General features: G+C 60.2%; 21 protein-coding genes. 4 read left to right on the forward strand and 17 right to left on the reverse strand.

What is annotated here, in order from left to right; all coding sequences use genetic code 11:
- Position 1: 1 nt before the first annotated feature.
- Positions 2-844 carry a metal-dependent hydrolase gene (locus M5B97_RS01880; RefSeq protein ID WP_248730565.1) on the forward strand — a complete coding sequence of 281 codons (843 nt, stop codon included), beginning with the start codon at positions 2-4 and terminating at the stop codon, positions 842-844.
- Here M5B97_RS01880 and M5B97_RS01885 read toward each other — a convergent pair.
- Positions 841-2916, reverse strand: coding sequence for an EAL domain-containing protein (locus M5B97_RS01885; protein WP_248730566.1), 2076 nt, complete (start codon positions 2914-2916; stop codon positions 841-843). The genes M5B97_RS01880 and M5B97_RS01885 overlap by 4 nt on opposite strands.
- A 291-nt stretch (positions 2917-3207) precedes the next feature.
- On the opposite strand from M5B97_RS01885, the gene M5B97_RS01890 reads away from it, so the two are divergent.
- Both M5B97_RS01890 and M5B97_RS01895 read left to right on the forward strand, forming a co-directional pair.
- Positions 3208-3489 carry a hypothetical protein gene (locus M5B97_RS01890; protein ID WP_123718624.1) on the forward strand — a complete coding sequence of 94 codons (282 nt, stop codon included), beginning with the start codon at positions 3208-3210 and terminating at the stop codon, positions 3487-3489.
- A 10-nt stretch (positions 3490-3499) separates the two neighbouring features.
- On the forward strand, positions 3500-3829 hold the full coding sequence (locus tag M5B97_RS01895; protein WP_248730567.1) for a DUF6388 family protein: 330 nt from the start codon (positions 3500-3502) through the stop codon (positions 3827-3829).
- 6 nt (positions 3830-3835) lie between these two features.
- Here the strand turns inward: M5B97_RS01895 and M5B97_RS01900 are convergent, their stop codons facing one another.
- The 16 genes from M5B97_RS01900 to tssA form a co-directional block, all read right to left on the reverse strand.
- Entirely contained in the window at positions 3836-4678 is an 843-nt protein-coding gene (locus tag M5B97_RS01900; protein ID WP_248730568.1) for a serine/threonine-protein kinase, read from the reverse strand.
- The gene (locus M5B97_RS01905; protein WP_248730569.1) at positions 4675-5406 is read right to left on the reverse strand and encodes a PP2C family serine/threonine-protein phosphatase; all 732 of its coding nucleotides are present in this window, start codon (positions 5404-5406) and stop codon (positions 4675-4677) included. Before M5B97_RS01905 ends, M5B97_RS01900 begins: the two co-directional genes overlap by 4 nt.
- Positions 5403-8690 carry a type VI secretion system membrane subunit TssM gene (gene tssM, locus M5B97_RS01910; RefSeq protein ID WP_248730570.1) on the reverse strand — a complete coding sequence of 1096 codons (3288 nt, stop codon included), beginning with the start codon at positions 8688-8690 and terminating at the stop codon, positions 5403-5405. Before tssM ends, M5B97_RS01905 begins: the two co-directional genes overlap by 4 nt.
- 16 nt (positions 8691-8706) lie before the next feature.
- Positions 8707-9567 (reverse strand): type IVB secretion system protein IcmH/DotU, encoded by an 861-nt coding sequence (icmH, locus tag M5B97_RS01915; protein ID WP_248730571.1) that lies wholly within the window; start codon positions 9565-9567, stop codon positions 8707-8709.
- A gap of 5 nt (positions 9568-9572) precedes the next feature.
- The gene (tssK, locus tag M5B97_RS01920) at positions 9573-10901 is read right to left on the reverse strand and encodes a type VI secretion system baseplate subunit TssK (protein ID WP_248730572.1); all 1329 of its coding nucleotides are present in this window, start codon (positions 10899-10901) and stop codon (positions 9573-9575) included.
- Position 10902: 1 nt separating this feature from the next.
- Positions 10903-11388 (reverse strand): type VI secretion system lipoprotein TssJ, encoded by a 486-nt coding sequence (tssJ, locus tag M5B97_RS01925; RefSeq protein ID WP_248730573.1) that lies wholly within the window; start codon positions 11386-11388, stop codon positions 10903-10905.
- Between the two features lie 5 nt (positions 11389-11393).
- Entirely contained in the window at positions 11394-12584 is a 1191-nt protein-coding gene (gene tagH / locus M5B97_RS01930) for a type VI secretion system-associated FHA domain protein TagH (RefSeq protein ID WP_248730574.1), read from the reverse strand.
- A gap of 16 nt (positions 12585-12600) precedes the next feature.
- Positions 12601-12732 (reverse strand): type VI secretion protein, encoded by a 132-nt coding sequence (locus M5B97_RS01935; protein ID WP_248730575.1) that lies wholly within the window; start codon positions 12730-12732, stop codon positions 12601-12603.
- Between the two features lie 82 nt (positions 12733-12814).
- The gene (locus M5B97_RS01940) at positions 12815-14347 is read right to left on the reverse strand and encodes a sigma 54-interacting transcriptional regulator (RefSeq protein WP_248730576.1); all 1533 of its coding nucleotides are present in this window, start codon (positions 14345-14347) and stop codon (positions 12815-12817) included.
- Positions 14344-16770, reverse strand: a complete 2427-nt coding sequence (locus M5B97_RS01945; protein ID WP_248730656.1) for an AAA family ATPase — start codon at positions 16768-16770, stop codon at positions 14344-14346. The genes M5B97_RS01940 and M5B97_RS01945 overlap by 4 nt, the downstream gene beginning before the upstream one ends.
- A gap of 12 nt (positions 16771-16782) precedes the next feature.
- A complete protein-coding gene (gene tssG, locus M5B97_RS01950) occupies positions 16783-17790 on the reverse strand; it encodes a type VI secretion system baseplate subunit TssG (protein WP_248730577.1) in 1008 nt (335 codons plus the stop codon).
- On the reverse strand, positions 17754-19541 hold the full coding sequence (gene tssF, locus M5B97_RS01955) for a type VI secretion system baseplate subunit TssF (protein WP_248730578.1): 1788 nt from the start codon (positions 19539-19541) through the stop codon (positions 17754-17756). Before tssF ends, tssG begins: the two co-directional genes overlap by 37 nt.
- Positions 19531-19932 (reverse strand): type VI secretion system baseplate subunit TssE, encoded by a 402-nt coding sequence (tssE, locus tag M5B97_RS01960; protein WP_248730579.1) that lies wholly within the window; start codon positions 19930-19932, stop codon positions 19531-19533. Before tssE ends, tssF begins: the two co-directional genes overlap by 11 nt.
- A gap of 14 nt (positions 19933-19946) precedes the next feature.
- A complete protein-coding gene (gene tssC / locus M5B97_RS01965) occupies positions 19947-21425 on the reverse strand; it encodes a type VI secretion system contractile sheath large subunit (protein ID WP_248730580.1) in 1479 nt (492 codons plus the stop codon).
- A gap of 27 nt (positions 21426-21452) precedes the next feature.
- The gene (gene tssB, locus M5B97_RS01970) at positions 21453-21950 is read right to left on the reverse strand and encodes a type VI secretion system contractile sheath small subunit (RefSeq protein WP_123718639.1); all 498 of its coding nucleotides are present in this window, start codon (positions 21948-21950) and stop codon (positions 21453-21455) included.
- A gap of 25 nt (positions 21951-21975) precedes the next feature.
- Complete coding sequence (gene tssA / locus M5B97_RS01975) at positions 21976-23529, reverse strand: type VI secretion system protein TssA (protein ID WP_248730581.1); 1554 nt, start codon at positions 23527-23529, stop codon at positions 21976-21978.
- A 479-nt stretch (positions 23530-24008) separates the two neighbouring features.
- On the opposite strand from tssA, the gene M5B97_RS01980 reads away from it, so the two are divergent.
- Positions 24009-24524 (forward strand): Hcp family type VI secretion system effector, encoded by a 516-nt coding sequence (locus M5B97_RS01980; RefSeq protein ID WP_123718641.1) that lies wholly within the window; start codon positions 24009-24011, stop codon positions 24522-24524.
- Positions 24525-24564 lie beyond the last annotated feature (40 nt).

Here is a 24564-nt window from a genome sequence, read left to right on the forward strand (position 1 = left end):
CATGCTGCCGATCCGTCGCGACATCCGCTTTGCCTTGCCCGCCGAGCGCATCAAGAACTGGCATGAACAAGGCCCGTTCATCACCCACTTCTTCAACGCCTTGTCACTGCTGTTTCCCCAGGGTGAACTGTTTTTCATGGACAGTGTGCGCCACTACCGCTCACAGATTGACGATCCTGCCCTGAAGGCCGAGATTCAAGGGTTTATCGGCCAGGAGGCGATGCACAGCCGCGAACACGTGGCCTACAACGATCTGCTGCAAGCGGCCGGGTTGCCGGCACACACCCTCGACCGCCGTCTCAAGTTCATCCTGGATCTGCAAAAAAAACACATGCCGCCCTCGTTCAACCTGGCGGTGACCATTGCCCTTGAGCACTACACCGCGATGCTCGCCGAGATTCTGCTGAGCGACCCGTCGCGTTTTGGCGACTCGCTCCAGGGCTACCAGCAGATGTGGTACTGGCATGCCCTTGAGGAAACCGAACACAAGGCGGTGGCGTTCGACGTGTGGAACACGGTGATCAAGCCCGGCCCGCTGCGTTACCTGCTACGCACCGGCACCATGCTCACCACCACCGCGCTGTTCTGGCTGGTGGTGTTTGATTTTCACCTGCGCCTGCTACTGGCCGATCGCACATCGGGCGGGCATCTGAAGGGTTTCTGGCGCATGCTCAAGTTTCTGTATGGCCCCAAAGGGGTGTTCCCGCGCATGGTGCGACCATGGCTGCATTATTTCAAACCTGGCTTTCATCCCTGGGACCACGACAATCGTGCGCGCCTGGCGGGCATCGATAACCTGCTCGATGAGATAGATCGCACCCGGCGCGGTTACGAGTCGGCCTAGGCCTGCGCCAAGGCTTCGCGTTCGCGCACGAAGTACGGCACCCGGTCGCCGGGCAGCGCTTTACTGAAATACCAGCCCTGGATAAACAGCTCGGTGCCGGTATTCAAAAAAGCCAACTGCTCGGCGGTCTCCACGCCCTCGACCACCACGCCCAGGCTCAGCGCCTCGCAGAAGCGCAACATACCGGTCAGCACCTGAGCGCCCTTGGGGTCGCTTTGGGCGACCACAAAACTGCGATCGATCTTGATGAAATCCACGGGAAACTGGTGCAGATAACTCAACGCCGAAAACCCGGTGCCAAAGTCATCGAGATAGACCTTGGCTCCGATCGATTGCAGCTTCTGGATGGTCTGGCGCGTAGCCTGGATATCACCGACCAACGCGTCCTCAGTAATTTCCACCGACACTCGCCCATGGGCCTGTGCAAGGATTTGCACCAGGCGATCACCATAGGCGGCGTGTGTCAGGGTCGAGCTGGAAACGTTAATGGTCATCGGCAATTCAAAGCCAACCCTCTTCCACTGCTGGTACTGGCGCACGGCCAGGGATGCCACCCATACATCCACATCCGGCATGAGCCGTGCCTGCGCCAGCCATTGCAGGAACTCCCAGGGTGAATGCACCGTGCCTTGGCTGTCCCGGGCGCGCATCAAGGCTTCGCAACCGGTGCACAGGCCGGTACGGATGGAGATTTGGGGCTGGAACTCCAGGTAGAACTCGTAATCGCTGATCTGCTGAATCCGGCTGAACTCGACGGCCTGGCGTGCCGCGCTGCGATGGGATGCCAGCACCGGGTCGAGTTCCAGCAAGCGGCCTTTTTCTTCGAGACCGCGAAAGGTCATGTCCAGGGACTTGAGGTACACCGTACCGCTCTCGCTGGACTGGCGATGCAGTGCGCGCACATAGGGCGCGTACACCAGGGTCCCGAGCCCCAGAAGTGCCAGTTGCAACACCACCGCGGCTATGTCGCCATGGGTACTCAGGTAGGCATTGAGCAATACCGGTGCGGTAAGCGGCACGCTGGCCACCGCCGGCGCCACCCAGCCCACCTGTACCACCGCCAAGGCCACCATGGCATTGAGCGCCGGCACCAGCAGGAACGGGATGAACAGACGTGGGTTGAGGATGATCGGCAACCCAAACAACAGCACCTCGCTGACGTTGAATAACGACAGCGGTAAGCTGGCAATCGCCAGCAACCGCATGGTGTGGCTCTTGGAAAACAGCAGGATCGCAAACAACAGGCACAACGCCGCGCCCGAGCCGCCGATAAACGCGAAACACCCCAGCAAACCACTGTTGAGCAGGTATCGGCTCGGCTCACCCGCCGCCAGCGATGCGCCGTTGAGCACCACGGCCTGGTCGAGTACATCGAACAGCGGCTGCATGGCATAGACACCGTGTATGCCGAAAAACCACAACAACGAATTCATCAAGGTCACGAACAATCCGCTGCCGTAGGGGGTCTGCAGCACATCGAGCACCTGAGGCCCCTGAAGCTGCATAACATAGGGAATCTGCAGCAGCGACGACAACACCAACACCAGTGACAGCGCAGTGATCGCGCCAGGCACCACCATGTTGATAGTCCCTTTGAGGTTGTGCCCGACCAGGTCCTCGTTGACCAGGCGCGTCCAACGAAAGCGGTGCAACCAGGCGATGGCGGGCACGTTGATCAAGGGTGACGCAATGGCAATGAACAGCACGAAGGTGGCCGAAGCCCGGGGATAATCGCGCAGGACGAAGGTGGCCACGACCACGTGGGCAAGGCACAGGAAAGCGACCGGCAATTGGGGTAGGCGATACTGAATCGCCAGCATATACCCGATGGACGCGGCGACCAGCAGTGGGATGACCGCGCTGATCTGGTTATGCAACCCCGCCAGAAAGCCCACGACCTGTGGGTCGAGCCCCAGCACACTGGCGCATTCGGACAGGATCAGGAAGCCGGCAGACACCAACAGGCACGGCAGGATCCACAACAATCCCTCACGGATCGCCCGCAACGACTCCGTACTGGCCAGGGCCGCCAGGCGCTGAGTTAGGAAAAGCTTGAACAGCGTTTGCGCCATGACCTGTCCCTCTGCCTGTCACTCGCTGCAACGCTACACGTCCTGATAGCGGGAGCGAAAGCTTTTTGCCACTTTCCAGGGGGGTTTGGGCGGCAGATATCCCCTTGCTACGCTAATCGGCAGATGAATAATAGGAACTTTCCGACGTAACCTGCCCCCTAAGCTGATCTGAGTCGGTATCATCCGCGGCTTTCTGCGCATTGATGGATGCTGCAGCCAGGGTGAAACCCGGGCTACCCACTCAGGGATGCGGTCTAGAACGGAAGCAGGTACTCAGGAGAAGGCTTAACTATGCAAGACAAACGCTCACCAAACACTATGCGTCCCATCTTCGTCACCATTGTGCTGTGGCTGTGCAGCGTTGCGCTGTTGTTCATCATCAAGAACGTGATTGAACTGTATACCGGGCCAGTCGCTGAAACCTGGATAGACCTGACCCTGGTTCTGGCGGCTTACCTGATGTTTTTCCTGCTGGCGCCATTGCAGAGCTGGATTCAGCGCAAGGCCCACAAACGCGCTCGACGTCATCTGAACCGTAACGCCTCCGATACCGAGCCGCGTCGTTCTCATTAAGGTGCACATCTTGTCAGCCCCCGGCGATAAGCATCAACTCGCCCTGGATCGATTCCTGCGCGAACAGCCACAACTGGTCACTCAGTTGGACAGCCTCAACCCGCTGGCGGCCCAGGCCAGGGGAGAAACCCTTGCGCAATATCGTGCCGAACGCCTGCATGAAGCCTTCGAAGCGGAGGCTGAGCGCCTGAACCTGTTCGCCTGGGAATTGACCCTCAAGCTCACGGCCGAATCCGCCGAAGCCTTCGAGGCCCAGCGCCTCGAAGTGCACAAGGAAGTCGCGCAGATGGCCGGCCTGGGCTGGGTTGAATACTGCCAACTGCATGGCTTGACCGTTTGACCCACGCTACCGACCCCAACGAGGCCGCTTGCGGCCAATCACCTCGCGCAACTCGGCGGCCGTTACGGTACGGCGTTCCGGGTCTACCGCCAACGCGCAGCGTAGTGCGGGCCAGCAATACCCAGGCAGTTGCCTGGGGCGGGCCAGTTTGTCCATGGGACGACGCTCACCAAGACGTTTGCCATGGGCCAATTCATACAACACACACGCCACACCGTACACGTCGGCAGCGGCGGTCAACGCACCGCCTGCCAACAGTTCAGGGGCCGCATACGCGGGCGTCCAGGCATTGAAACGGTCGCGATTCACCGTCGGCAAACCCGCCTTCGCCCACGCCGGCGCATAACCCAGACCAAAATCGAATAAACACACCCCCTCTTCCCCGACCATGACATTGGCCGGTTTCACATCGCCATGCAGAATGTTTTGCAGATGGGTGTAGGCCAGCGCATCCAGCAACTGCATGGCCAAGGGTTGCAGCTCCCGCCAGGGCAAACCATCAGGGCACTCCAGCAACAGCCGGTCCAGGGTCATCCCCTGCAACCACTCCATCGTGAAGAACGCGACTTGGCTGTGGGTGTCGACCTCGAACGAAAACATCCGTACCACGCGCTCGTGACGCAGGCTGCGGGACAATGCAAACTCGCTGTACAACAACAGATGTGCGTCGGGACACTGAGAAAAAGACTCGTCCAACCGCTTGAGCGCAACCCTGGAACAGGGTTCGCCAAACTGTTCATGCAACAGGTCCCGCGCGCCATGCACCACACCCATCCCTCCCCGGCCCAGCACACACTCAAGGTGATAACGCCCCAAAAGCAGGTCGGGAGGATCAGGCACGGCGTTCAAGATCGCACCACGACAGCGGTCAGGTCATCCTGCGTCGGCCGGCGCAACGCCCTGGCAAACAACTGATCCACCGCGTGCTGTGGCGCATCCACGCTCAACGCACACCCCAGGTCGCCATGGCTGAGCGCCTGGTAAAGGCCGTCACTGCACAATAAAAATACATCGCCCGGGCGGGTGCTCAGTTCCAGCACTTCAAGATGCAACGGCGAGCGCGCACCAACGGCGCGAGTCAAGGCCCTGGCGTCAGGGTGGGCGCGGGCTTGCATCGGGCTCAACTGGCGCTCATCCATCAGACGCTGTTGGAGGGAATGGTCCCTCGACAACAGGTAAAGGCTCTGCTGGCGCCACAGATAACAGCGACTGTCACCCGCCCAGAGACAAGCCGCACGCCCGTTCTCAAGCAACAGCGCAACCACTGTGCTGCCCATCGTGACGTGGCTGCCCGTAACGGGTTCCACTCGCGCATCACCCAACCGTTGATTGACGTCTTGCAGACGTTGGCGGACCGCGCCGACCCGCCGATCAAGGCCGCCCTGGGCCGATAACCCAGCCAGGCTGCTGACCACCCATTGGCTGGCCACATCCCCGTGGCGATAGCCGCCCATGCCGTCCGCCACTGCCCAGCAGCCTCGTTGCGGGCAGTCCAGGAAGGCATCTTCATTGCGGGCTCGTGCTCGCCCTTGCTGCGAGTGCCCGGCACTGCGCCATGGGCGCAGCCACCGGCTCACAGGCTGGTCAGCAGGTAATTGGCGCGCAAGCCGGCCAGGTTCGCCTTGAAGAGCTGGACGTTGCGCCCATTGGCGGGCTCTTTCTGCAGCAAGTCAAACAACCTGAACAACGACCAGGCCCCGGTATTTTTCTCGATACCCAATGGGCGCTGCTCAACCCCTCGCTCCAGCACGAGGCTGCTGCGACCATTATCCGCATCGGTGGGCCACTGGAATGTCATGGGGAGAATCGGCCCGTGGCGATACTCCAACTGCTTATCGCCCACCCGCAGGATCGCCCGGCTGACCGACTGATTCAGGCTATAGGGTGCCAGGGTAAACCGGACTGCCAGCTCCCCCTGTTCTTCAGTAAAAAACCCGCGACGGATCACCTGGGCTTTCGTCAGTTGATCCAGCAGTGCGCGCGAGACCGGTAAATTGCGCCCATCCATGCCTCGTAACCTGTAGCGGTTGCCATCGGCAATGACGAAAGGTCGCAAGTAACTTTCATAAAAACGCACCAGAACGCCCTGGGGCTTGAAGAACTCATGAAAATCATTGAGGGCGACATCGCTGGTTGCGTGGGCATTGAACGGGTAACGCTGGCGAATCGCCTTGGCATACAGGTGATGCACATCACTCTGGTAGCGTTGGTTGACGTGCACATAGGCCTGTTCCAGCAATTGACGCCAACGCTCATCGGCGATGCCCTCGAACCACCCCGCCAGCGGTAGCGGCAAACGGGCAGCCGCATCACGCAGAGCGCCCAGTACATCCTGTTGCCCTTCCATGCGGCGTTTTACCCTGAGAAAAGCCGCCTGCTCCGGTGAACTGTCCCGACTCAGCGCCGCCAATTGCAGATTCAATTCGTCCAGCAAACGCAAGGCCTGGGTCAACTGTGCGCCCGGGTTGAGCTGCTCATCGAGCAATTGATGCCAGGGCTCGAAACGCCGTTGCAACGCACGACGCGCCGCGTCGGGAAAGACCGCCTGCGCGGCGGCCGCCGAGGTCAAGGGGCCCAGCTCACCGGTTTGCAGGGCGACTTTGCCCAGAAGCTCATGCCCCGACAGCAAATGGGTATTTTCACGCAGTTGCAGAAGCAGTTGGATCAACGGGGATTGCGCCGATGTCAGACTCGCCAGTTGCTCGGCACCCTGGCGCAGGTTATCGCTAGGCCGCAGGCTAAGCCGGCCAAGGGCGGCAGCCCAGACATCGGCATATTCACTGAAGTAGCGTTGCTGCAATTGGACCATCAATCGACCTAAATCCATGGCGCCAAGATCAGTGCCCTCCCCCAACACCCAGTTGTCCTGGGCGATAGCATTCACCAACCGCGGGCCTTGGGTCTCGAAATACTGCACATACCTTTTTGTATAGAAACCCGGGATCGGCGGGTCGATGGCGGCGAATACCTTGCCCTCGGCCAGACGCAGGGGTTCGAGGTTGCGCGACTGCTCGCGCAGCACGCGATAAACCCCATCCGCCAACGACTCACCTCGCAGTTCCTCACGCGCCTGCGCCACCAACTCGTCGTTGAGCGGTGCCGTGAACGGCTGTTCAAGCAAACGCGCCAAATGCTCATTCAAACGCGCCTGCAGCGATGTATTACCGGCGAAACGTGCGGCCCAATAGCCCGCCACATGTTGCGCCAGCCAGCGGGAATCCCGCCGTTCACGAAGGCTGAGCATCAGGTAGGCACGCAGGTTCTCCAGCAACCGTTCCCGGTCACCCAGGCTGGCGCGCACCTGCTCTTCGAGCTGCGCCGTGACCTGAGCCAGAAGTTGCTGTTGCAACGCCTGCTCATAGGCTCGAACCAGCAACGGGCGACTCAACTCTCCCTGATACAAGCCTGCTCGCTCGACCAGGCGGGCGTCCGCCACATCGGGGAAAACCCGGGTTGCCGACAGGCGAGCATCCAATAAGGTCACCAGATGCAAGGCGTCATCGCCACCCTGCGGGGCGGGCGAAAGTGCGGTTGCCAGCGCCGCTACCTGAGCCAGACGTTGCTGGTTCAGCGAGTAGCTATACGTCCACAGCGCCCCAGCGCCACTGATGACCAGCGCTACCGCCAGGGCCTGCAAACCCTGGCGCCGACGCATGCGTTGTTGCTCCTGGGTCTGCAAACCGGCGAGGTCGGCTTCGGCGAATATCACCCGGTTGAACAGCCCCTGGACAAACTGGTTGCGCCTGCTGTCGGCGCAGGTCAAGTAGAACCCTCGCAACCCATTGACGCGCTGATAGCGATGGGCGGAAAAAGCCAGCTCGATGAACAGACAAAGGCGCTCGCCCATGCGCGCGACCTGCTGGGGGAAACCCAGCATCTGGCCACGGCGGTCGGCATTGCGCTCCTGATGCAGGCGCGCAATCAGCTGGTCATTCAAACGTTGCAGCAACTGCTCGAATGCCTGGTGAACCTGGGCGACTTCAACCCCCGCCTTACCGGGCTCAAGTGGCTGGCCAAGCACGCTATCGGCACCTTCCCCCAGAGGCGAGTCGAAGAACTCGCCGAACCCCGGCAGCCGATCAGCCTGGGTCAATACCAGATAGATCGGCACATCTACATGCAACGTCTGCAGGACTTCCTGCAAACGTGAATGCACATCCCGGGCATGCTGCTCCAGATCATGCTCGTTGCCGCTTATCAGCCTGTCTACCGAGAGTGTTACCACGACGCCGTTGAGCGGGCGCGCCCGACGCCGCCACTTGAGCATCCTCAACAGTGCCGTCCAACCTGTCACGTCGACAGAACTGTCAGGCTGGGTCAGGTAGCGCCCCGGCGTATCGATAAGTACGCCTTCGTCGGCGAAGTACCAGTCACAATGGACGCCACGGCTCATCGGCGCCGCGCCTGCCTGATCGAGCGGCAAGGGCAAACCGGCGGCGGCCAACAGCTGCGTCTTGCCACTGCCCTGCTCACCGATCAACAGATACCAGGGCAAGTCACGTCGCCAACGCGGGCTCTGCTCGCCGTAACGCCGGGATGTCCGCAACAGCTGAACGGCTTCCTTGAACCGACCTCGTACATGCCGGTGCTCCTGCTCTACCCATTTCACCGGCTGCCGGTGTGCGCGGCGCCCAGGCTTTTCTCGGCGCCCGCCCATCAAGGCCATCACAACGCCCCACAGTAGAAAAAAGACACTGATGGTGACCAGTCGGGCCGTCGGACCTTGCCAGAACCGATGGTCGTCCACGGCCAATAACGGTCCGATCCGCCACACGACAGCAGCGCTGCAGAGCACCAGTAACAGGCTCCAGACCCAAACCGTGCCCAGCACAGTGCCCGCGCCCTTGAAGAATGCGTTCATTCATTGCTCCCAGCGTTTACAGGGGCGTCTGGTTCAAACCCGACGCCGACAATTGAAGGGGTTGCAGCGCACTCGCCCGCTCTTTGCCAAGGACCCAGGCAAATCCTGTGTACATCACCAACAAGCAGGCCAAGGTGAAAGCCGCAAACCACGAGGCCGGGATCAGGCGTAATTGCCTGCGGCGTGGCCGCCGGTCCCTGGCAGGAAGCCCTGGTTCCACCGGCGGGTCACCTCGTACATGGCGGATCTGTCGATACAGGCCGTCGCGCACGGCTTCGAGTTGCAACCCGCCCCGCTCCATGACCCGATATTTCCCTTCAAACCCCAGGCACAGGCACAGGTAGATCAACTCCAGTATCGCCAGGTGTTTTACCGGGTCGCGAGACAAGCGCTCCAGGAGTTGAAACACCTTTTCGCCACCAAAGGTTTCATGGTGAAAACGGCTCAACAGGCTCATCTTCGACCAGTCGCTTCTGGCACCCCATGGGGTGGTGCCCACGGCTTCATCAATAACACTGCACAGTACGTAGCGCGCCGACATGACCTGGCTGCTTTCGATACCGCTCTGCAAGCCGCGGGTTTCGAATTGAGTCACCGCCGCCAACAAGCGCTCGTTGAGCGTGTCCAACTGCTCACGACCGGAGTAGCCCTTGAGTTGAACCAACTCCGACAACAGCTCCCAGGCTGCCGCTACCAAGGGATTGAGACCCACCTTGAAACGCTGTGCACCCAGCAGATGGCCCGCATAGATCATCCGATCTTCCAACTGCTCATAACGCGGCGGTGACGGAAAGTCTGTGATCGGCCCCTGTGCCGGGCCGCGGCCTTCACGGTCAAGCAGGACGGTCTTTTCGTCCTGCGGGTATTCACTGTCCATAGTGCTCAATTCCTGATGGCCCATAAGTCGAGTTCAAGCCCGGCAAACTCCCCGCCCGCGTGGAAAGCGAAACCGCCCGACTGCTCCAACTGCGCAATATCTTGAACGCTCATATCGAGCATGAAATAGGTCTTGCCGGCATGAAACGGAATCTGGCGCGGTGCCACAGGCAATGGCCTGACCTTGATGCCTGCCAGATGCAGGTTGACCAGCTCACGTATGCGTTCGACTGGCCCGACTTTCAGATGGGCCGGCAGGCGACTGCGTAGCTCTTCTGCATCACATTGCGCCGTCGCTGCCAGGATGAACGTCGCAGTACCCAGCAATTTCAAGTCGCTCACCGGGCAGACCAGTACCCCATATTGACGTGGCTGCAACGGCAGCTCGATGGCGTGCTGTTCGAGTACGACCGACAGCGCGGCACGCACGCCCACCATCAAGCCCCGAAAACTGCTGCCTTGGTCACCGTGCTGGTAATGCACCTCCAGGTGGGCACGCTTGCTGTCGTGGGTGAACGTTGATAACTCACCCAGCATCGACACCAGTGCCCGGAACACCGTTTCAGGGCGGACCAGAGGCTGGCTCAGGTAATGACGCAACTCCAGCTCGGTGCGATTGATCACTTGCAGCATCAGGAAGTCGCCCACGTGGGTTCCAGCAGCCGTACCCCCGTCGCAAATCCGCGCAGCAATGGCATTCCCGCGGCTGGCCAGCAGGCTGATGACCTCCTTGAGGCATGACGACACATACCCGCAGTCCCGTACAAAAATGAAAGCCGGCATGAAATCCATATCCAGGCTCAAACCGCCTTCGCCCGTAGAAGCCAACACCTGGGCGACTTTGAGTTTCACGAAGCCCCTGTCACTTTCACCATCACCCAGCAGCAGGCGCAGATCGGGGCGTGCGCAGTTGATCCGGCAGGCAGAACCCATCCCGGCGTTCGAATCTCCCACTTCGACTTCACAGCTGAGATAGCGCGCCAGGACGTCGCCCTGGGACGGTTGACGGGTTTCAACCTGATTGCCGGAAGCCAGCGGCAGCGCCAGGTAAACAGCGTGCGTGCCCGAGTTGGCAGGCACGTCCAGCACCAGAGGCTCCATGGCAGTGCTCAGGTCGAATAAACTGCCATCCGGTAAAACGCCACTGGCTTGATTGATCACCAGTTTGCCCAGGTTGAGGTATTGCACATTGAGCTCCAGCGTCAGGAAGCCCCAGGTGTCACTGCCCAGCAAACGTGTGCGGTTGAGTTGCTGCTGGTAATAGCGGTCGTTGTGCTGCAAGTGCTGCGGCCGTAACAGCATGCCTTCTTGCCAGATGACTTTGTGAATCTGCATATCACTGCGTCTCCTTGCCGGAAAGCGGGCCTGCAACACGGATACCCGCCTTATCCAGCACCAGGTCGGCACGGGTCAGTTGCCGCGGTGCAACGGGGACCAGCAGCCTCCACTGCACCTGTGGCAAATCCCGATACGCCGCCAGCACACCGACGAAACGACTTTCCGACCCAACACGCAGCTTAAGGGCCAACCGGTCCCCCGGGCGCAGTTCGACCTCCTCACTGCTCACCCAATCCTTGGGCAGCACCTGCTCGGCGTGGTTATACAGGCTGAAGAAGTCAGCATTCTCAAAGGCCACGGCATGACGCAGTTCAACCAGGTGTACCACCACCGGCGAGGGTCGGTCGTGCAGGTCGGGGTTCACCTGCTCGGTGGCCGTCAGCACCACATCCAATTTGGTCAGCGTCGACAAAGGTGACACCGCGGTGCAGCCGGCCAGCAGGCTGAACAGGCACAAAATTAATTTGAGGGGTGTTCGAGGCATGAATATCATCCTGGATAATCGAGGTGCAGGGCTGAAGCCAGACGTACCTGCTCCTCATAAGCCCTGGTGAAGTCGCGGCCCAGCAGGTGCTCGGTGAATTGCCCGTCCTCGGCAAGACGTTGGTAGTGGCGCTGGTAGGCCCGCCAATACCCACCGTCGCTGAAGAACCTGGACGGCTTGCCCTGGGACTCGAAGCACGACAGCAGGCGGCCGGGGGCGAAAGCGGCATGCGCGTGACGCAATGCACTGCGACACGCCGCCAGCAAAGCCACCTGATGGATCTGCCAGTCTCGATGGACCTGAACAATGGCCTCCTCGGCCGCCCTTTGATCCAGCGCTCCCGCGCCCAACAGCGCGTTCAATACAGCCGGGGGATCAGCACACACCACCAAGGGGTTTTGACGCTCCGCCAGCGTGTCGGTCAGCGCGGGTATCAGTTCGTTTTTCAGCGCTGAACGGGTGCGCAGATTGTTCTGCAGCCCTTCGATCCCCACGCGAAAAAGATTCGCCACTTTGATAGCCAGGGCCTCTCGGGCGGCCCCGTCAAGGTTGTCCAAGTCCATGCCAAGGGCAGCCGCAAATTGAGTCCAAAAAGCCTCATCAATGGGTGACGTCGATGCGACGGGCGCATCCGGTGGGGCCTCCACCACCGGTTCCGCCCGTCGGGGTGTGACCAGAAACTCCCTGTCGGCCGCGTGCCGCTCCTGCCACGCGCCCGATTCCCCGGCAGGCTCGCTCAACGCCTGCAGCTCATTCGGGGAGACATGTCGCTGGTGCTCCAGGTCAAGCGTATGCAAGGGGTCCAGCGCCAGGAAGGCGTCATCGGGAATCGGTACTCCCGCAGTGACCGGCGCCCCGTCCGGGCAGCGCTGTGATTCCATCAACCCGGCACGCATCATCAGCGCCCCCAGTTGAAATACGTCGCCGTTATCGATTGGCCGCGCCTGCCCTTTGCGCAGGCGCTCAGGGCTGCCCACTACGCCAATCCCATTGCGACTGATATCCGTCAGGAAGTAGCGGCCCTCACGGTAGCCGACCAGCCCATGGTGGCTGGACAGCAGTCGACTGGGATCGGGAATCACCCAGTCACAACCGGAACCGCGGCCAATCACGCCGCCGATACGGTCAAACACTTTACGGGCCAGAGGCACGGGCGTACTGCCCTCGCCCCCCGACACTTCAAGCACGAGCTGCATAGTCAGGGGCTCCCACTCACTGGCCACGGGTGGCCGCCTGCGGGTCACCCAGCGGTCGATAATCGGAGTCATTGAAAACGTAGTTGGCGTTACAGCCACCCAGCAAACACAACACAAGCACTACGGCTTGCCATGGACGGTCAGGCATTCGGTTTCTCCCACAATGAAAAGGCAGGCCGGCTCATTTCGATAAAGGCGGCATTAATCCGGGTCAGGTTCAAGCACATCACTCAGCATTCCTCGCGCGCGTCGCCGTGGGGGATGTTCAAACGAGCGAGTCGGTAGAGCAGCGTGCGTCGGGCAACGCCCAACTCCCGTGCGGTACGCGTTCGATTGCCACGGTTCTTGTGCAGGCAATCGAGCAGGAACACCCGTTCCACCCGCTCCATGCGCTGGCGCAGCGTTACGTCATCGCCAGCCGATACGGCCGGGCTCGGTGGCAGCGACAGGTGTGTCGGCAGAATCACATCGTCGTCACACAACAGCACGGCGCGCTCGACCAGGCACTTGAGTTCGCGCACGTTGCCGGGAAAGCGGTGACTCACCAGTTGATCAAGGGCCGCATTCGACCAACCCACCGGCACCCTACCCAGCGTCGCGCACGCGTTATCCGCGAAATGCCGCGCCAGCAATGGCACGTCGCCGTCTCGCTCACGCAAGGCAGGCAGTTGGATAGGGAACTGAGCGAGCCGGTAGTAGAGGTCTTCACGAAAACTACCCTCGGCAACCATCGCAGCCAGATCGCGATGGGTGGCCGCAATGATGCGTACATCCACCTTGTGGGCCGCACTGGCGCCCAGTGGACGCACCTCGCCTTCCTGCAATACCCGCAGCAGCTTGGCCTGCAATGTGAGCGGCATATCGCCGATTTCATCGAGCAACAACGTACCGCCGTGTGCGGCGTCGAACAGCCCGGCATAGTTGCGCTCGGCGCCGGTGAATGCGCCTTTGCGGTAACCGAACAACTCACTCTCCAACAGCCCTTCGGGGAACGCTGCGCAGTTCTGCACCACGAAGGCTTTGCCGCCACGCGGCCCGGCTGTATGGATGGCACGGGCGACCACTTCCTTGCCGGTACCGGTCTCACCACAGAGCAGCACGGTGTAGGGGGAATGCAGAACCTTGCTGATCAACTCGCAGGTCTGTGCCATTGCCGGGCTGGTGCCGATCAAGCCGTACGCTCCAGCCAGCGGCACAGTACGCCTCGAGACGGTAGCGCCAGGCCCAGGTCGTATACGCCGCAGCATCAGCAGTTGGTTCAAGGCAAAGCTGCCCAGTTGTCCCAACGCTGTTGCATGGCCTTGCAGTTGGGCGCAGCGCTGACTGGCGCAAAGAAGCAGCCCCGTGATGCCTCCACGTCGGTTGAACAGCGGCACACTCAAAACGGAACACCAGGGTGTGTCCAAGGCAGGCAAGAAACCGATGTCATAAAGGTTGCTTTGCACCGTATCGAAGCCAAGAGCACGCCTCTGGCTCAAGGTGTAGTGCAGCAACTGCTGGTTTCTCAGATCAGCACACTCGAGCGTATCGGCCTCCGACGCGCCCCCGGGCAAATGCTGGGCAATGAGCTCAAGCCGATCCGTCACTTCATCGAGCAGGTACAACTGGCTGAGTTCGCACCCGCTCAGTCGCGCAGCGCCTGCGGCACACACATCGGGCAGTGAGGTTTCATCACAGTCGAGCCCCAAGCGTGTGAAGCAATCCAGAAAGGCATCGGTAGCGGCCGGCGGATCAGGCAGTTGTGCAACGCGGTTATCGGTCATTGGCTGAGCTCGCAGGTTGGCCGGCCACTTTCATCCAGGCCTGCATGCACCCGGGACAACGGCTCATCCGTGGCCGTAGCGTCGAGAAGACCGTCTACCATTCGCGGCAGCAAATGACGCTCAATCCATTGATCGATGTATCGCGCACCGCTGTCCCCATCAGCGCAATGCTCGGCCATGTGCGCAACCAACTCGAGTGTGTAAGTGAATGCCAGCTTGCGTTGGTGCAACCGTGAACCCACATTCGCCAGCTTGAGCTTCACCACATCACGCAGCACTTCGCCTGCGATCGGGTAATACGGCACGACACGCATCCGTGCCAACAAGGCGGGCTTGAAGTGATTGCGCAACACAGGGTAGATAGCGTCTTGCAGCGCCTGAGGCTCAGGTCGTTGCCCCTCTGCACACAGCTCACTGATGCGATCACTGCCAAGGTTGGACGTCAGCAGGAGCACCGTATTGCGAAAATCGATTTCCCTCCCTTCGCCATCGTTGGCACGTCCTTTATCGAAGACCTGGTAAAACAGGTTCAAGACCTCCGGGTCGGCTTTCTCCACCTCGTCGAGCAGCACCACCGAATAAGGGCGCTGGCGCACGGCCTCCGTCAGCACCCCGCCCTCGCCGTAACCGACATAACCGGCAGGCGCCCCGATCAAACGCGAGAGCGTGTGCTTTTCCTGGTATTCCGACATATTGATCGTGGTGACAAAACGCTCGCCGCCATACAGAAGATCCGCCAGGGCCAGTGCCGTTTCTGTCTTGCCTACACCGCTCGGTCCCACCAGCAAAAACACGCCTGCGGGTGCCTCCGCCTTGTTGAGGCCGGCAGCAACGGCACGTAAGGCGCGGTCAAGGGCCTGCACCGCGTGCTCCTGTCCCAGGATGCGTTTGCGCAGAGCGCCGGCAAAGCCAAGGATTTTTTCATTGGGTTCAAGGGCCAATTGCTCGACGGGAACACCGGTCCAGCCGCTGATCACGCGGGCCACCTGATGCGGGCACACCTCAAGGTTCTGAGCGGGTGGCCCGCACTGCTGCTCCAACGCCTGACGCTGTCGCTCAACGGTGTCCAGGCGCCGGATCAAGGTGTGCAACATCTGGGTATCCACGGGCAATCCGAGGTCGGCGTCGCGACTTAACGCCCGCTCCATGCGCCGGCCTTCGGCCAGTTCCGTGCACAGCGCCTGTAACGCCTCAGGCGGCATTGCCTGGCGCGTGCGAATCGCGGCACAGGCCGTGTCCAGCACATCCACAGCCTTGTCCGGCAACTGCCGCCCCACCAGATAACGAGCGCTCAGGTGCGCCGCGGCAACGACGGCATCATCGCGAACATAAACCCCATGGCTTTCCTCATAGACGGGCACCAGGCCTCGCAGGATCGACACCGCCGCCTCGACACTGGGCTCACCGACCGACACGGGCTGGAAGCGCCGCGCCAACGCCGGATCCTTCTCAATGTATTGCTTGTACTCCGACCAGGTGGTGGCGGCGATGGTACGCAACGCTCCCCGAGCCAGTGCCGGCTTGAGCAGGTTTGCCGCATCCGAACCGCCCGCCGGGCCTCCGGCACCGGTCAGGGTATGAGCTTCGTCGATGAACAGGATCACCGGCTCAGGCGACGCATTGACTTCATCGATGAGGCCTTTGAGGCGCCGTTCGAACTCTCCCTTGAGGCCGGCACCCGCCAGCAACAGCCCCATATCCAGGGTCAATACGCGAACCCCTTTGAGGGCCGCAGGCACTTGCGAAGCAACGATCTGCAGTGCAAGCCCTTCGACAATCGCAGTTTTCCCCACCCCGGCCTCTCCCACCAGCATCGGGTTGTTCTTGCGCCGTCGTACCAGGATTTCGATCAGTTGGCGGATTTCCCCTTCGCGGCACAGCACCGGATCAATCAGGCCTTCACGCGCCTGTTGGGTAAGATCATGGGTAAAGCGCTGCAGTAACGAATCGGCTGCCACTGGCTCGGCTCCAGCAGGCTGGCTCGTCAGAAAATCACGTACCCGATCGGCATCCAGGCGGCTCAACAGGTGGTGATAGCCGCTGCCCGCGTAGTCCAGTGGATGGCGCAGGAGTGCCAGCAACAACGCACCGTGGTCCACGAAACGCTGCCCCAGCTCAATGTGAGCAACCATCAGCGCCTGCTGCAGCCAGCGCACCAGTAATTCTGCGAAGACCGGGTTACGGGTTGCGCTCTGCTCAGCGCGGGGCTGCAATGCCGCATGCAGCTCACCGGTGTGCACGTTGGCATCAGCCAGTGCCTTGGCCATGACCCCGTCGGGATGCTCAAGCAAAGCCAGGAGCAAATCTTCCACTAACACTTCACGGCCGCCGCGCATCACACACCGCTCGGCTGAGCGCTCCAGATCCTGGCGTGCCTGGGGTGTCAGGGTGCGGATCAGTTGTTGCAGGTCCACATTCATCATAACCATCAGTCCCTACTGAAAATTGCCGGTGAGGGTGACCACACCATCGGCGCGCTCGGGTTCCAGCCAGCTGGTCCACCCCAGGCGGCAGACATTGCTTTCACCAAGGTGCAACGCCCGGATCTCCCCTTGCGCCAATACCAGCCGCAGGTCGTATTCCAGTGGGTCGCGCGCGGCCAGGCGCACCAGCGAACATAAGGGCTGGTACGCAGGCCCCATGGGCAGGAACTCGTGAAAACGCTGCCAACACAGCGCCAGGATGTGCACCCTGAATTTGCCGCTGCGGTCGGCGATCCGGTGCCCCAGCACCAGGTCAAAACCGAGCGTGCTGTTGCTGCGCCCCAGGTCGTTGCGCTGTGGGTAGGCGACGTCTACCGTGCGCTCAACCCATTGCTCGACCACGATGGGGTCGTGCTTGAAGTAGTAGCGCAGCACCGACTCAATCAATGCGGCCGAGTGGGCTCGCAAGCTCAAAAGCCCCAGGTACGGCAGCAAACGCTTGCAGTCGAGTTGCGTGGCATCGCGGATAGCACGGCTGCCCAAACCGATCAGCGCAAACATATGTTCGGAAAAAGCGTCACCGGCACCCGCCTGGAAACACGCCCGATAGCGGTATTTACGCCAGATCGGAAGCATCAGCCGTTGCAGGCGGTGATGAAACAGATCAAGGAAGTCGCGGGTGGGGTTACCATTCGGCTGCTCGCCGAACGCCTGCTCAGCATAAAAGGCAGGTAACGGCGACCCTGCACCGAACAGCCCCAATACGTTGAGGCGCAGGCGAGCACGCAGTTGCCCGTGCTCCACGAAGAACTCCACCCGATCAATGTCGTGCCCCGCAAACCCCAGGCCCGGGTTGGCCTGGAACTCCAGTTGGTCGTACAGCGTGTCGTCATCGAGCAACGGATGAGCATCGCGCAATCGCTCCATCACCTGCAGCACCGCCTGGAACAGCGTGTACTCGCGGATGCCCCGGCAGATCCGGGTCAAATCAAGGGTTGCTGTCCCGTCCGTGATGGCCATAGATACACGTCTCCTTGTGTGCTGATGACTCGCAACTCGTGGTACGAGTTGAGGCTGGCATAAAGTGCAAAGAACTCGTTGAGGACAGACGCAAACACAAACATGTCGCCCTGCCCCAGAAAGCCCTGGGGGTCGATGGCCAGGTCCACCCGCAAACCCCGCACGGGTAAACCTCGATGCAGTCGGTCAACAGCCTCATGGCTGATAGACCGCAGTGCCCCCAGTCGCTTCTGGCTGATTTTCAACGCTTGCCGGTCGTGGTAACGCGGCAGATCGTAGGTTTCGAGAATCACCTTCAAGGCGTTGATATCGGTCAACGACAAATAGTTGAGCGACATGTTGCTGATGACTTTCCACAGGAAGTCCTGGTCCAGGGGCGGCGCAAAACTCGCGGTAGGCGCAGTGATGTTTCGGAACGTCAATGACTCCGGTGTCTGCTCACTGGGCTGATTGATTTCGCCTGCGCGTAACTGCCGTGGCAAGTTGCCGTTAGTGCAGGTCAGTTCGATCGATACGGTTTCATGGCCTTGTTCGCGACGGCGACCGAATCCCATCCAGGTGTCGAGCCCGGCGTGTTGCACCGACAAGCGCTGACGAATGCTGTAGCTGGGAGACGTCGCGGGAGTCTCGGCCTCGCTGTCATGCTCGAACGACTCGAACGGTACATACGTTTGATACCCCAACCCGCCAGGACGCCAGCCAACGACCCGGTCCACCGCAAACACAGCAGCATTGCCCGGTGTGTAGTCCCCCGGCATCAACAGGTACTCATCCTGTTTGCAATCCAACCGGATAGGGACCGCATCCTGCTTGAACAGATTGATGATGGGAGTGCAGTACAGCTTTACGTTGTCCAGGGTGGGCCGCAGGGACCCGGATGCCTGGGTGCGTAATTCAAAGCGCATGACCATGCCGTGCACCTGTTCCAGCGTCGCTCGTGGGAGCCTGTTCAATACCTCCAACCCTGCGATATCGACAAACAGGTACTTCTCGGGAAACGCAAAATACTCCTGTAAGTGGCGGTAACCACGAAAGGTGTCCTGCGGATAGGGAATCAGCGCCTGCTCCTGCGAAAAGCCCACCGGTTGCACCTGCGCTGCGCCGAGCCTCACAGCCATGGCGTGACCATCAGCGCCCCGGACCGGCGCCCCCTCCTCATCCAACAGCAATAGCTGGATGCCCCCTAGGTGACGCAACAGGTTGAGGTAAAGCGCTTGGCTCACATAGCGATCGCCGGCCAGATGCAGCCGTAACGAGTCGAACGTCACGTCACTGAAATGCCCTTCGGCACTCATGTCCAGGCGCAGGTCCAACCATGCGCCCTCGCCGTGGCACAGGTACTCCAGGCCTCTCAGTTGCAGCGGCATGACATCCGTGGCGTAGCACGTTCGAAATCGGCAGCGCTCGCCCTGGATAGCCGAACTCTCCACTGCCGTATCCCGCGCTACATGAACATTGGGGCCTGCGCGTTTCAACGGGTCAAATTGCAGAATACTGAACGACGGCAAGGGCCTCATGTAGTTGGGCCACAGCAGATGCATCAACGAATGCGTCAGCTCCGGCAGTTCGTCTTCCAGCTTCTGGCGCAAACGGCCGGTGAGGAACGCAAAGCCCTCGAGCAATCGCTCGACGTCCGGGTCCTGGCCCGGCTCTGCGAGAAATGGCGCCAAGGCAGGATTACGCTCGGCAAAACACCGTCCGAGCTGACGAAGTGCACTCAGTTCGCTCTGAAAATAACGATTAAAAGCCATCGGCGCCGACCTCTACGCGTCCGGTATCATCCAGGCGTGCATGGAACACGACGGGCCGGGTGACACCGTCAATGGCCATCTCGGCCTCGATGGCAAACGCCAAGGCCAAGGGTTCCCGAGCACGGGGTGACACCCTGACGTGTACATTCGCCAGCCGCGGCTCGTACACCCGGATAAAGCGTTCGATCAGCAGGCGCGACCGGGACAGCGACTCATGCAGGCTGAGCCGCATATCATTGAGGTCAGGCAGACCATAATCCGGCAGTGTCTGGACACTGCCCGCACGAGTGCTGAGCATTTTTCCCAGATGTGCGGCAACAGACGCCACGCGGCACAATCGGCTCGATCCTGCGCATTCCAGACGCTCGAACAGGCTATTGGGGTGGGACATTCCCTGGCCTCTGCTCATTCTTTGTCGAGCTTGCCGACCAGGGACAAGGTGAAGTCCGCCCCCATGTACTTGAAGTGCGGGCGCACACTCAAGTTAACCCGGTACCAGCCCGGCTCGCCCTCGACATCGCTGACGACAATGCGCGCTGCGCGCAATGGCCGACGACCACGCACCTCGGCACTGGGGTTTTCCTGGTCCGCCACGTATTGGCGAATCCACTTGTTGAGCTCCAGTTCCAGGTCCGTGCGTTCCTTCCATGCGCCCAGTTGTTCGCGCTGCAGAACCTTGAGGTAATGGGCCAGGCGGTTGACGACCATCATGTAAGGCAGCTGGGTGCCAAGCCGGTAGTTCAACTCGGCGGTCTTGCCCTCTTCACTGATGCCGAAGGTCTTGGCCTTCTGCACGGAGCTGGCGGAGAAGAACGCCGCGTTGTCACTGCCCTTGCGCATGGTCAGGGCAATGAAACCTTCTTGTGCGAGCTCGTACTCACGCCGATCCGAAACCAGGACCTCGGTAGGAATCTTGGTTTCGATCCCGCCCATGCTCTGGAAGTGATGCAAGGGCAGGTCTTCCACCGCCCCGCCACTCTGCGGGCCGATGATATTCGGGCACCAGCGAAAACGCGCGAAGCTGTCGGTCAGCCGTGTAGCAAATGCGTAGGCGGTATTACCCCATAGGTAGTGCTCGTGGCTGTTGACCACGTTTTCCTGGTAGGCGAAGGTTTTGACCGGGCACTCCAGGGGATCGTACGGGGTTCGCAGCAGAAAGCGCGGTACGGTCAGGGCGATGTAGCGGGCGTCTTCGCTCTGCCGGAAACTTTGCCACTTGGCAAACTGCGGACCTTCGAAATGATCCCTGAGGTCCTTCAGATCGGGCAGTCCGGTGAAACTTTCCAGCCCAAAGAAACCCGGTCCGGCAGCCGCGATGAAGGGGGCATGGGCCATGCACGCAACACTGGAAACGTATTGCATGAGTTTCACATCTGGCGCACTGGGCGACAGGAAATAGTTGCCAATGATCGCACCCACCGGCTGACCACCGAACTGGCCGTACTCGGCACTGTAGATATGCTTGTACAACCCCGACTGGGTAATTTCCGAGGCGTCTTCAAAATCATCCAGCAGGTCCGTACGCGAGACATTCAGCAGTTCAATCTTGATGTTCTCGCGGAAATCGGTGCGGTCGACCAGCAACTGCAGCCCTCTCCAGGAAGCTTCCAGCGCCTGGAAATCCGGGTGATGCAGAATCTCATCGATCTGTTGGCTGAGCTTGATATCGATCTCGGCAATCATCCGGTCGACCAGGCGCTTCTTGACCGGCTCTGCACGGTTGTGCGGTTTGACCAGTTCCTCGATAAACGCCGACACGCCGCGCTTGGCGATGCCGTAAGCCTCGTCGTCGGCGCTCAGCAATGTCTGGGCAATGATGTTATCGAGGATGCTGCACGCGTCGGTGGCTTGCAGCGGCTGCGGGTTGCTTTGGGTGGTCGTCATGCGGTCAGTGTCCTTTTACTGAAAATGTCAGGCATCCGGGTTGCTCAACCCGAGCTCGGCCAGAACGCGGGCACGGGAGTCGTCGTCGGCCAATGCCTGTTCGATGGCTTTGCGAAAACTAGGGGTGTTACCTAACGGCCCTTTGAGTGCCATCAACGCTTCACGCAGTACCATGAGCTTTTGCAATGCTGGTATTTGCTCGACGAGGTTTGCGGGATTGAAGTCCTTCATCGAATTGATCCGGACCTGGATGGCCAACGCTTCGACGTCAGCCTCCTCCTGAAGGCGATTGGGTACACTCAACGTCAAGCTGATCGCCTGTTTCGCCAGCACCTCATCAAGGGTGTGCTTGTCGATGCCGATGGGCTTTCGATCCTCCAGTTTGCGCGGGTCTTCGCGCTGGGAAAAATCCCCCAGCACCAGTAGTTTCAGCGGTAGCTCGACTTCCTCCTGGGCACCGCCGACCGCCGGTTTGAAGGTGATATTGATACGTTCCTTGGGTGCTATCGAACCGTCTTTGGCCATGCTGTTTCTCCTTTTTGATCGGGCTTCATTCAAGTACTGCGTCAAGATCGAAGTGGCACAACCGGCGATGGGTGAGTTCCTTGCTTTCGCGCACGGCGTGGCTTTGTGGCAACAGGTCATAGCAGCGATACAGGAGCCGACCGACCTGCAGAGCCAACTGCGGCTCCCAGCGGTCGAGCCCGGCGCGTTGCAATTCGAGGTCCAATTGCTCCAGCTGGATCCTGCCCAGGTCGTGCTTGCCCGCCCGCATACACAACCTGGCGAGTGCAAGTTGCCAGTGGAAACGGGCCCGTTCGCCGTACGCCGCTTGCAAGCCTTGCTTGAGTACGGCAACCGCTGCCTTGAGGCCGTCCTTGCGCAGCACCGGCATCACCGCCTGCAGGGCCGCATCCCAGGATTCGCCTGCCGCATCGGGCATGACGCTGGGTGGCTCGGCCCTTTGCAGGTGGCGCATGACGTGCAGGGTGATCCACTCACAGGTGGCCGGGTCGGCGAACGAAGTTCCGTCGTCGAACCTGTATTCGGGCAAGCTCGGCAGGCGTTGCAGCAACAAGGCGAAATTCATTTCCAGCTCGGTCTTGGCGGGTTCTGCCTGCAACGCTTCAAGGCACTCCCAGGCCATACGCAGCCCGTCGAACCAGAACAATGCACCGGCCAGGCTGACCTCAAGCTCCAGCAGCAGATCAGCGTAATGACCTTGGCCGAGGCGGTCCCGACAACGCTTGAGCTTGTCGGCAGAGAGCGGGCGCAGCGACGTGATGCGCTCACTATTGGCGTCGGGATAGTTGATCAGCGTCAGCCATGCCAAGGTTCGACTCAGGCGCAAGGCGCGCACATCAGTGGCACTCTGGCGCAACCACCAGGCACACAGAGGACGGGCCTGGTCCTGCAGGGCGCGTAGTAATTTGTGCGCGTCTTTTTCGTTATTCACCGCTTGTTCCGGCTTGAGCAATTGAGCGGTCGCCTGCTTGACCTGGGCAATCACACTCACAGCACCGTCAGCTTCAGCGCCGCGTTGGGGGGCATGCGCCAGACGCTCCGACAGTTGCCTGCGGACCGGCAACAACAAGGGTGCATCCGCTCCAAGATGCTGGTCCCATAGCTCATCGAGCCGAGTGAGATGGTCAAGCAACGCCTGGAACAAGGGCCGCTGATCCACAAGCGAGAGGTTCTGCGCAAAGAGCTGCTCAAGCCGCAACACCAGCCATGCCAACGCGGCAATGCGTGTACGCGGCTTGCCTGGGTAAACCGCTGCCCAGTGCTGCTCACAGAGATGACGCAACAAGCCGAGCCCCGCCAGCAACCCGACAAATGAATCACGCTGATGAAGGGCCCAGGTCAACCAGACGGCCACTCGCAGGTCCTTGGAATGCTCACGCAAAAACTGCTCGCTGAGCTCACTGACCTTTTGCCAATCCGGCAGGCTCGCACCATGAATCGAATGCGCCTTGCCCAGCTCCGCTTCCAGCGCCTCGAACTCGCTCGAAAACCGCATATCACTGCCGGCAAACGCGCTTGGCGAACAAGGTAGCCGCGCCAACTCAAGGTAATAGTCGCAAAGCTTCTTTGAATAATCCATTAGGTGCGCACACAACTATCCATCACAGAAAAAACAAACTAATCGCCATTAAGGTGCGTATCAGAATGCCATTTAACTTACATTCAACGAACAACGAAGTGTGCGAACACTAGCCATGCCAGAGGCAATCATCAAGCAACAGAAAGTCACTTAAGGAATTTCCTACACCCCAATAAAAACAAGGCTTGTGCAATAATTTGCGCAGTCAAACCGTAGAAAAAACCTCATCCCGCCCGGTTGACTCAATACTTACAGCGCAAACCGAACGAGCAACTAACTGCACGCATCTGCGCAAACACCAACAGCAAAAACCCACCAAATCCTCATCACAACTTTCCAACATCTTCCCACTTGAGTCTCGCGCGCCGTTATTTCATTGACTCTTCCAACTTCAGGCACGCTTCTTGTTATAGGGACTTGCCCGTCCGGCGACCGTGCCGTTCGGGAATACCTACTTAAATCAGGCAAGGAAACCCGTCATGCCAACACCCGCGTACCTCTCCATTACCGGCGTCAAACAAGGTTTGATTACGGCAGGTACATTTACCCAGGACTCAGTAGGCAACATTTACCAGGAAGGTCATGAGGATCAGATCCTGGTGCAGGCATTTGCACACCAGGTGATCATTCCCCGCGATCCACAATCGGGCCAGCCGACAGGACAACGGGTGCACAAGCCACTCATGATCAGCAAGATCTTCGACAAATCCTCGCCGCTGCTATTCAGCGCACTGACCTCAGGCGAGGAAGTGTCGTGCCGGCTTGAATGGTTCCGCACATCGTCGGCCGGAACCCAGGAACACTACTTCACCATTGAACTGGAGGGCGCGACCATCGTGGACGTGCAATCGCGCATGCCCAATTGCCAGGACCCTGACAACGCGCATTTCACCCATCTGGAGGATGTGTATTTCACCTATCGCAAGATTGTCTGGACCCATGAGGTCGCCGGCACTTCAGGCGCCGACGACTGGCGTAGCCCAGTGGCCAGCTAAGTTCGGATGAGGCTTGAGCGGCTGCCAGGGAAGGCGCCGC

The organism is Pseudomonas sp. MWU13-2517 (assembly GCF_023242545.1).
Lineage (GTDB): Bacteria > Pseudomonadota > Gammaproteobacteria > Pseudomonadales > Pseudomonadaceae > Aquipseudomonas.

What these genes read in the sequence shown, in the direction of transcription:
- M5B97_RS01880 (WP_248730565.1), top strand. Translation starts at nt 2, where the DNA reads ATGCTGCCGATCCGTCGCGACATCCGCTTTGCCTTGCCCGCCGAGCGC.
- M5B97_RS01885 (WP_248730566.1), bottom strand. Translation starts at nt 2,916, where the DNA reads ATGGCGCAAACGCTGTTCAAGCTTTTCCTAACTCAGCGCCTGGCGGCC.
- M5B97_RS01890 (WP_123718624.1), top strand. Translation starts at nt 3,208, where the DNA reads ATGCAAGACAAACGCTCACCAAACACTATGCGTCCCATCTTCGTCACC.
- tssM (WP_248730570.1), bottom strand. Translation starts at nt 8,690, where the DNA reads ATGAACGCATTCTTCAAGGGCGCGGGCACTGTGCTGGGCACGGTTTGG.
- icmH (WP_248730571.1), bottom strand. Translation starts at nt 9,567, where the DNA reads ATGGACAGTGAATACCCGCAGGACGAAAAGACCGTCCTGCTTGACCGT.
- tssK (WP_248730572.1), bottom strand. Translation starts at nt 10,901, where the DNA reads ATGCAGATTCACAAAGTCATCTGGCAAGAAGGCATGCTGTTACGGCCG.
- tssJ (WP_248730573.1), bottom strand. Translation starts at nt 11,388, where the DNA reads ATGCCTCGAACACCCCTCAAATTAATTTTGTGCCTGTTCAGCCTGCTG.
- tagH (WP_248730574.1), bottom strand. Translation starts at nt 12,584, where the DNA reads ATGCAGCTCGTGCTTGAAGTGTCGGGGGGCGAGGGCAGTACGCCCGTG.
- M5B97_RS01935 (WP_248730575.1), bottom strand. Translation starts at nt 12,732, where the DNA reads ATGCCTGACCGTCCATGGCAAGCCGTAGTGCTTGTGTTGTGTTTGCTG.
- M5B97_RS01940 (WP_248730576.1), bottom strand. Translation starts at nt 14,347, where the DNA reads ATGACCGATAACCGCGTTGCACAACTGCCTGATCCGCCGGCCGCTACC.
- M5B97_RS01945 (WP_248730656.1), bottom strand. Translation starts at nt 16,770, where the DNA reads ATGATGAATGTGGACCTGCAACAACTGATCCGCACCCTGACACCCCAG.
- tssG (WP_248730577.1), bottom strand. Translation starts at nt 17,790, where the DNA reads ATGGCCATCACGGACGGGACAGCAACCCTTGATTTGACCCGGATCTGC.
- tssF (WP_248730578.1), bottom strand. Translation starts at nt 19,541, where the DNA reads ATGGCTTTTAATCGTTATTTTCAGAGCGAACTGAGTGCACTTCGTCAG.
- tssE (WP_248730579.1), bottom strand. Translation starts at nt 19,932, where the DNA reads ATGTCCCACCCCAATAGCCTGTTCGAGCGTCTGGAATGCGCAGGATCG.
- tssC (WP_248730580.1), bottom strand. Translation starts at nt 21,425, where the DNA reads ATGACGACCACCCAAAGCAACCCGCAGCCGCTGCAAGCCACCGACGCG.
- tssB (WP_123718639.1), bottom strand. Translation starts at nt 21,950, where the DNA reads ATGGCCAAAGACGGTTCGATAGCACCCAAGGAACGTATCAATATCACC.
- tssA (WP_248730581.1), bottom strand. Translation starts at nt 23,529, where the DNA reads ATGGATTATTCAAAGAAGCTTTGCGACTATTACCTTGAGTTGGCGCGG.
- M5B97_RS01980 (WP_123718641.1), top strand. Translation starts at nt 24,009, where the DNA reads ATGCCAACACCCGCGTACCTCTCCATTACCGGCGTCAAACAAGGTTTG.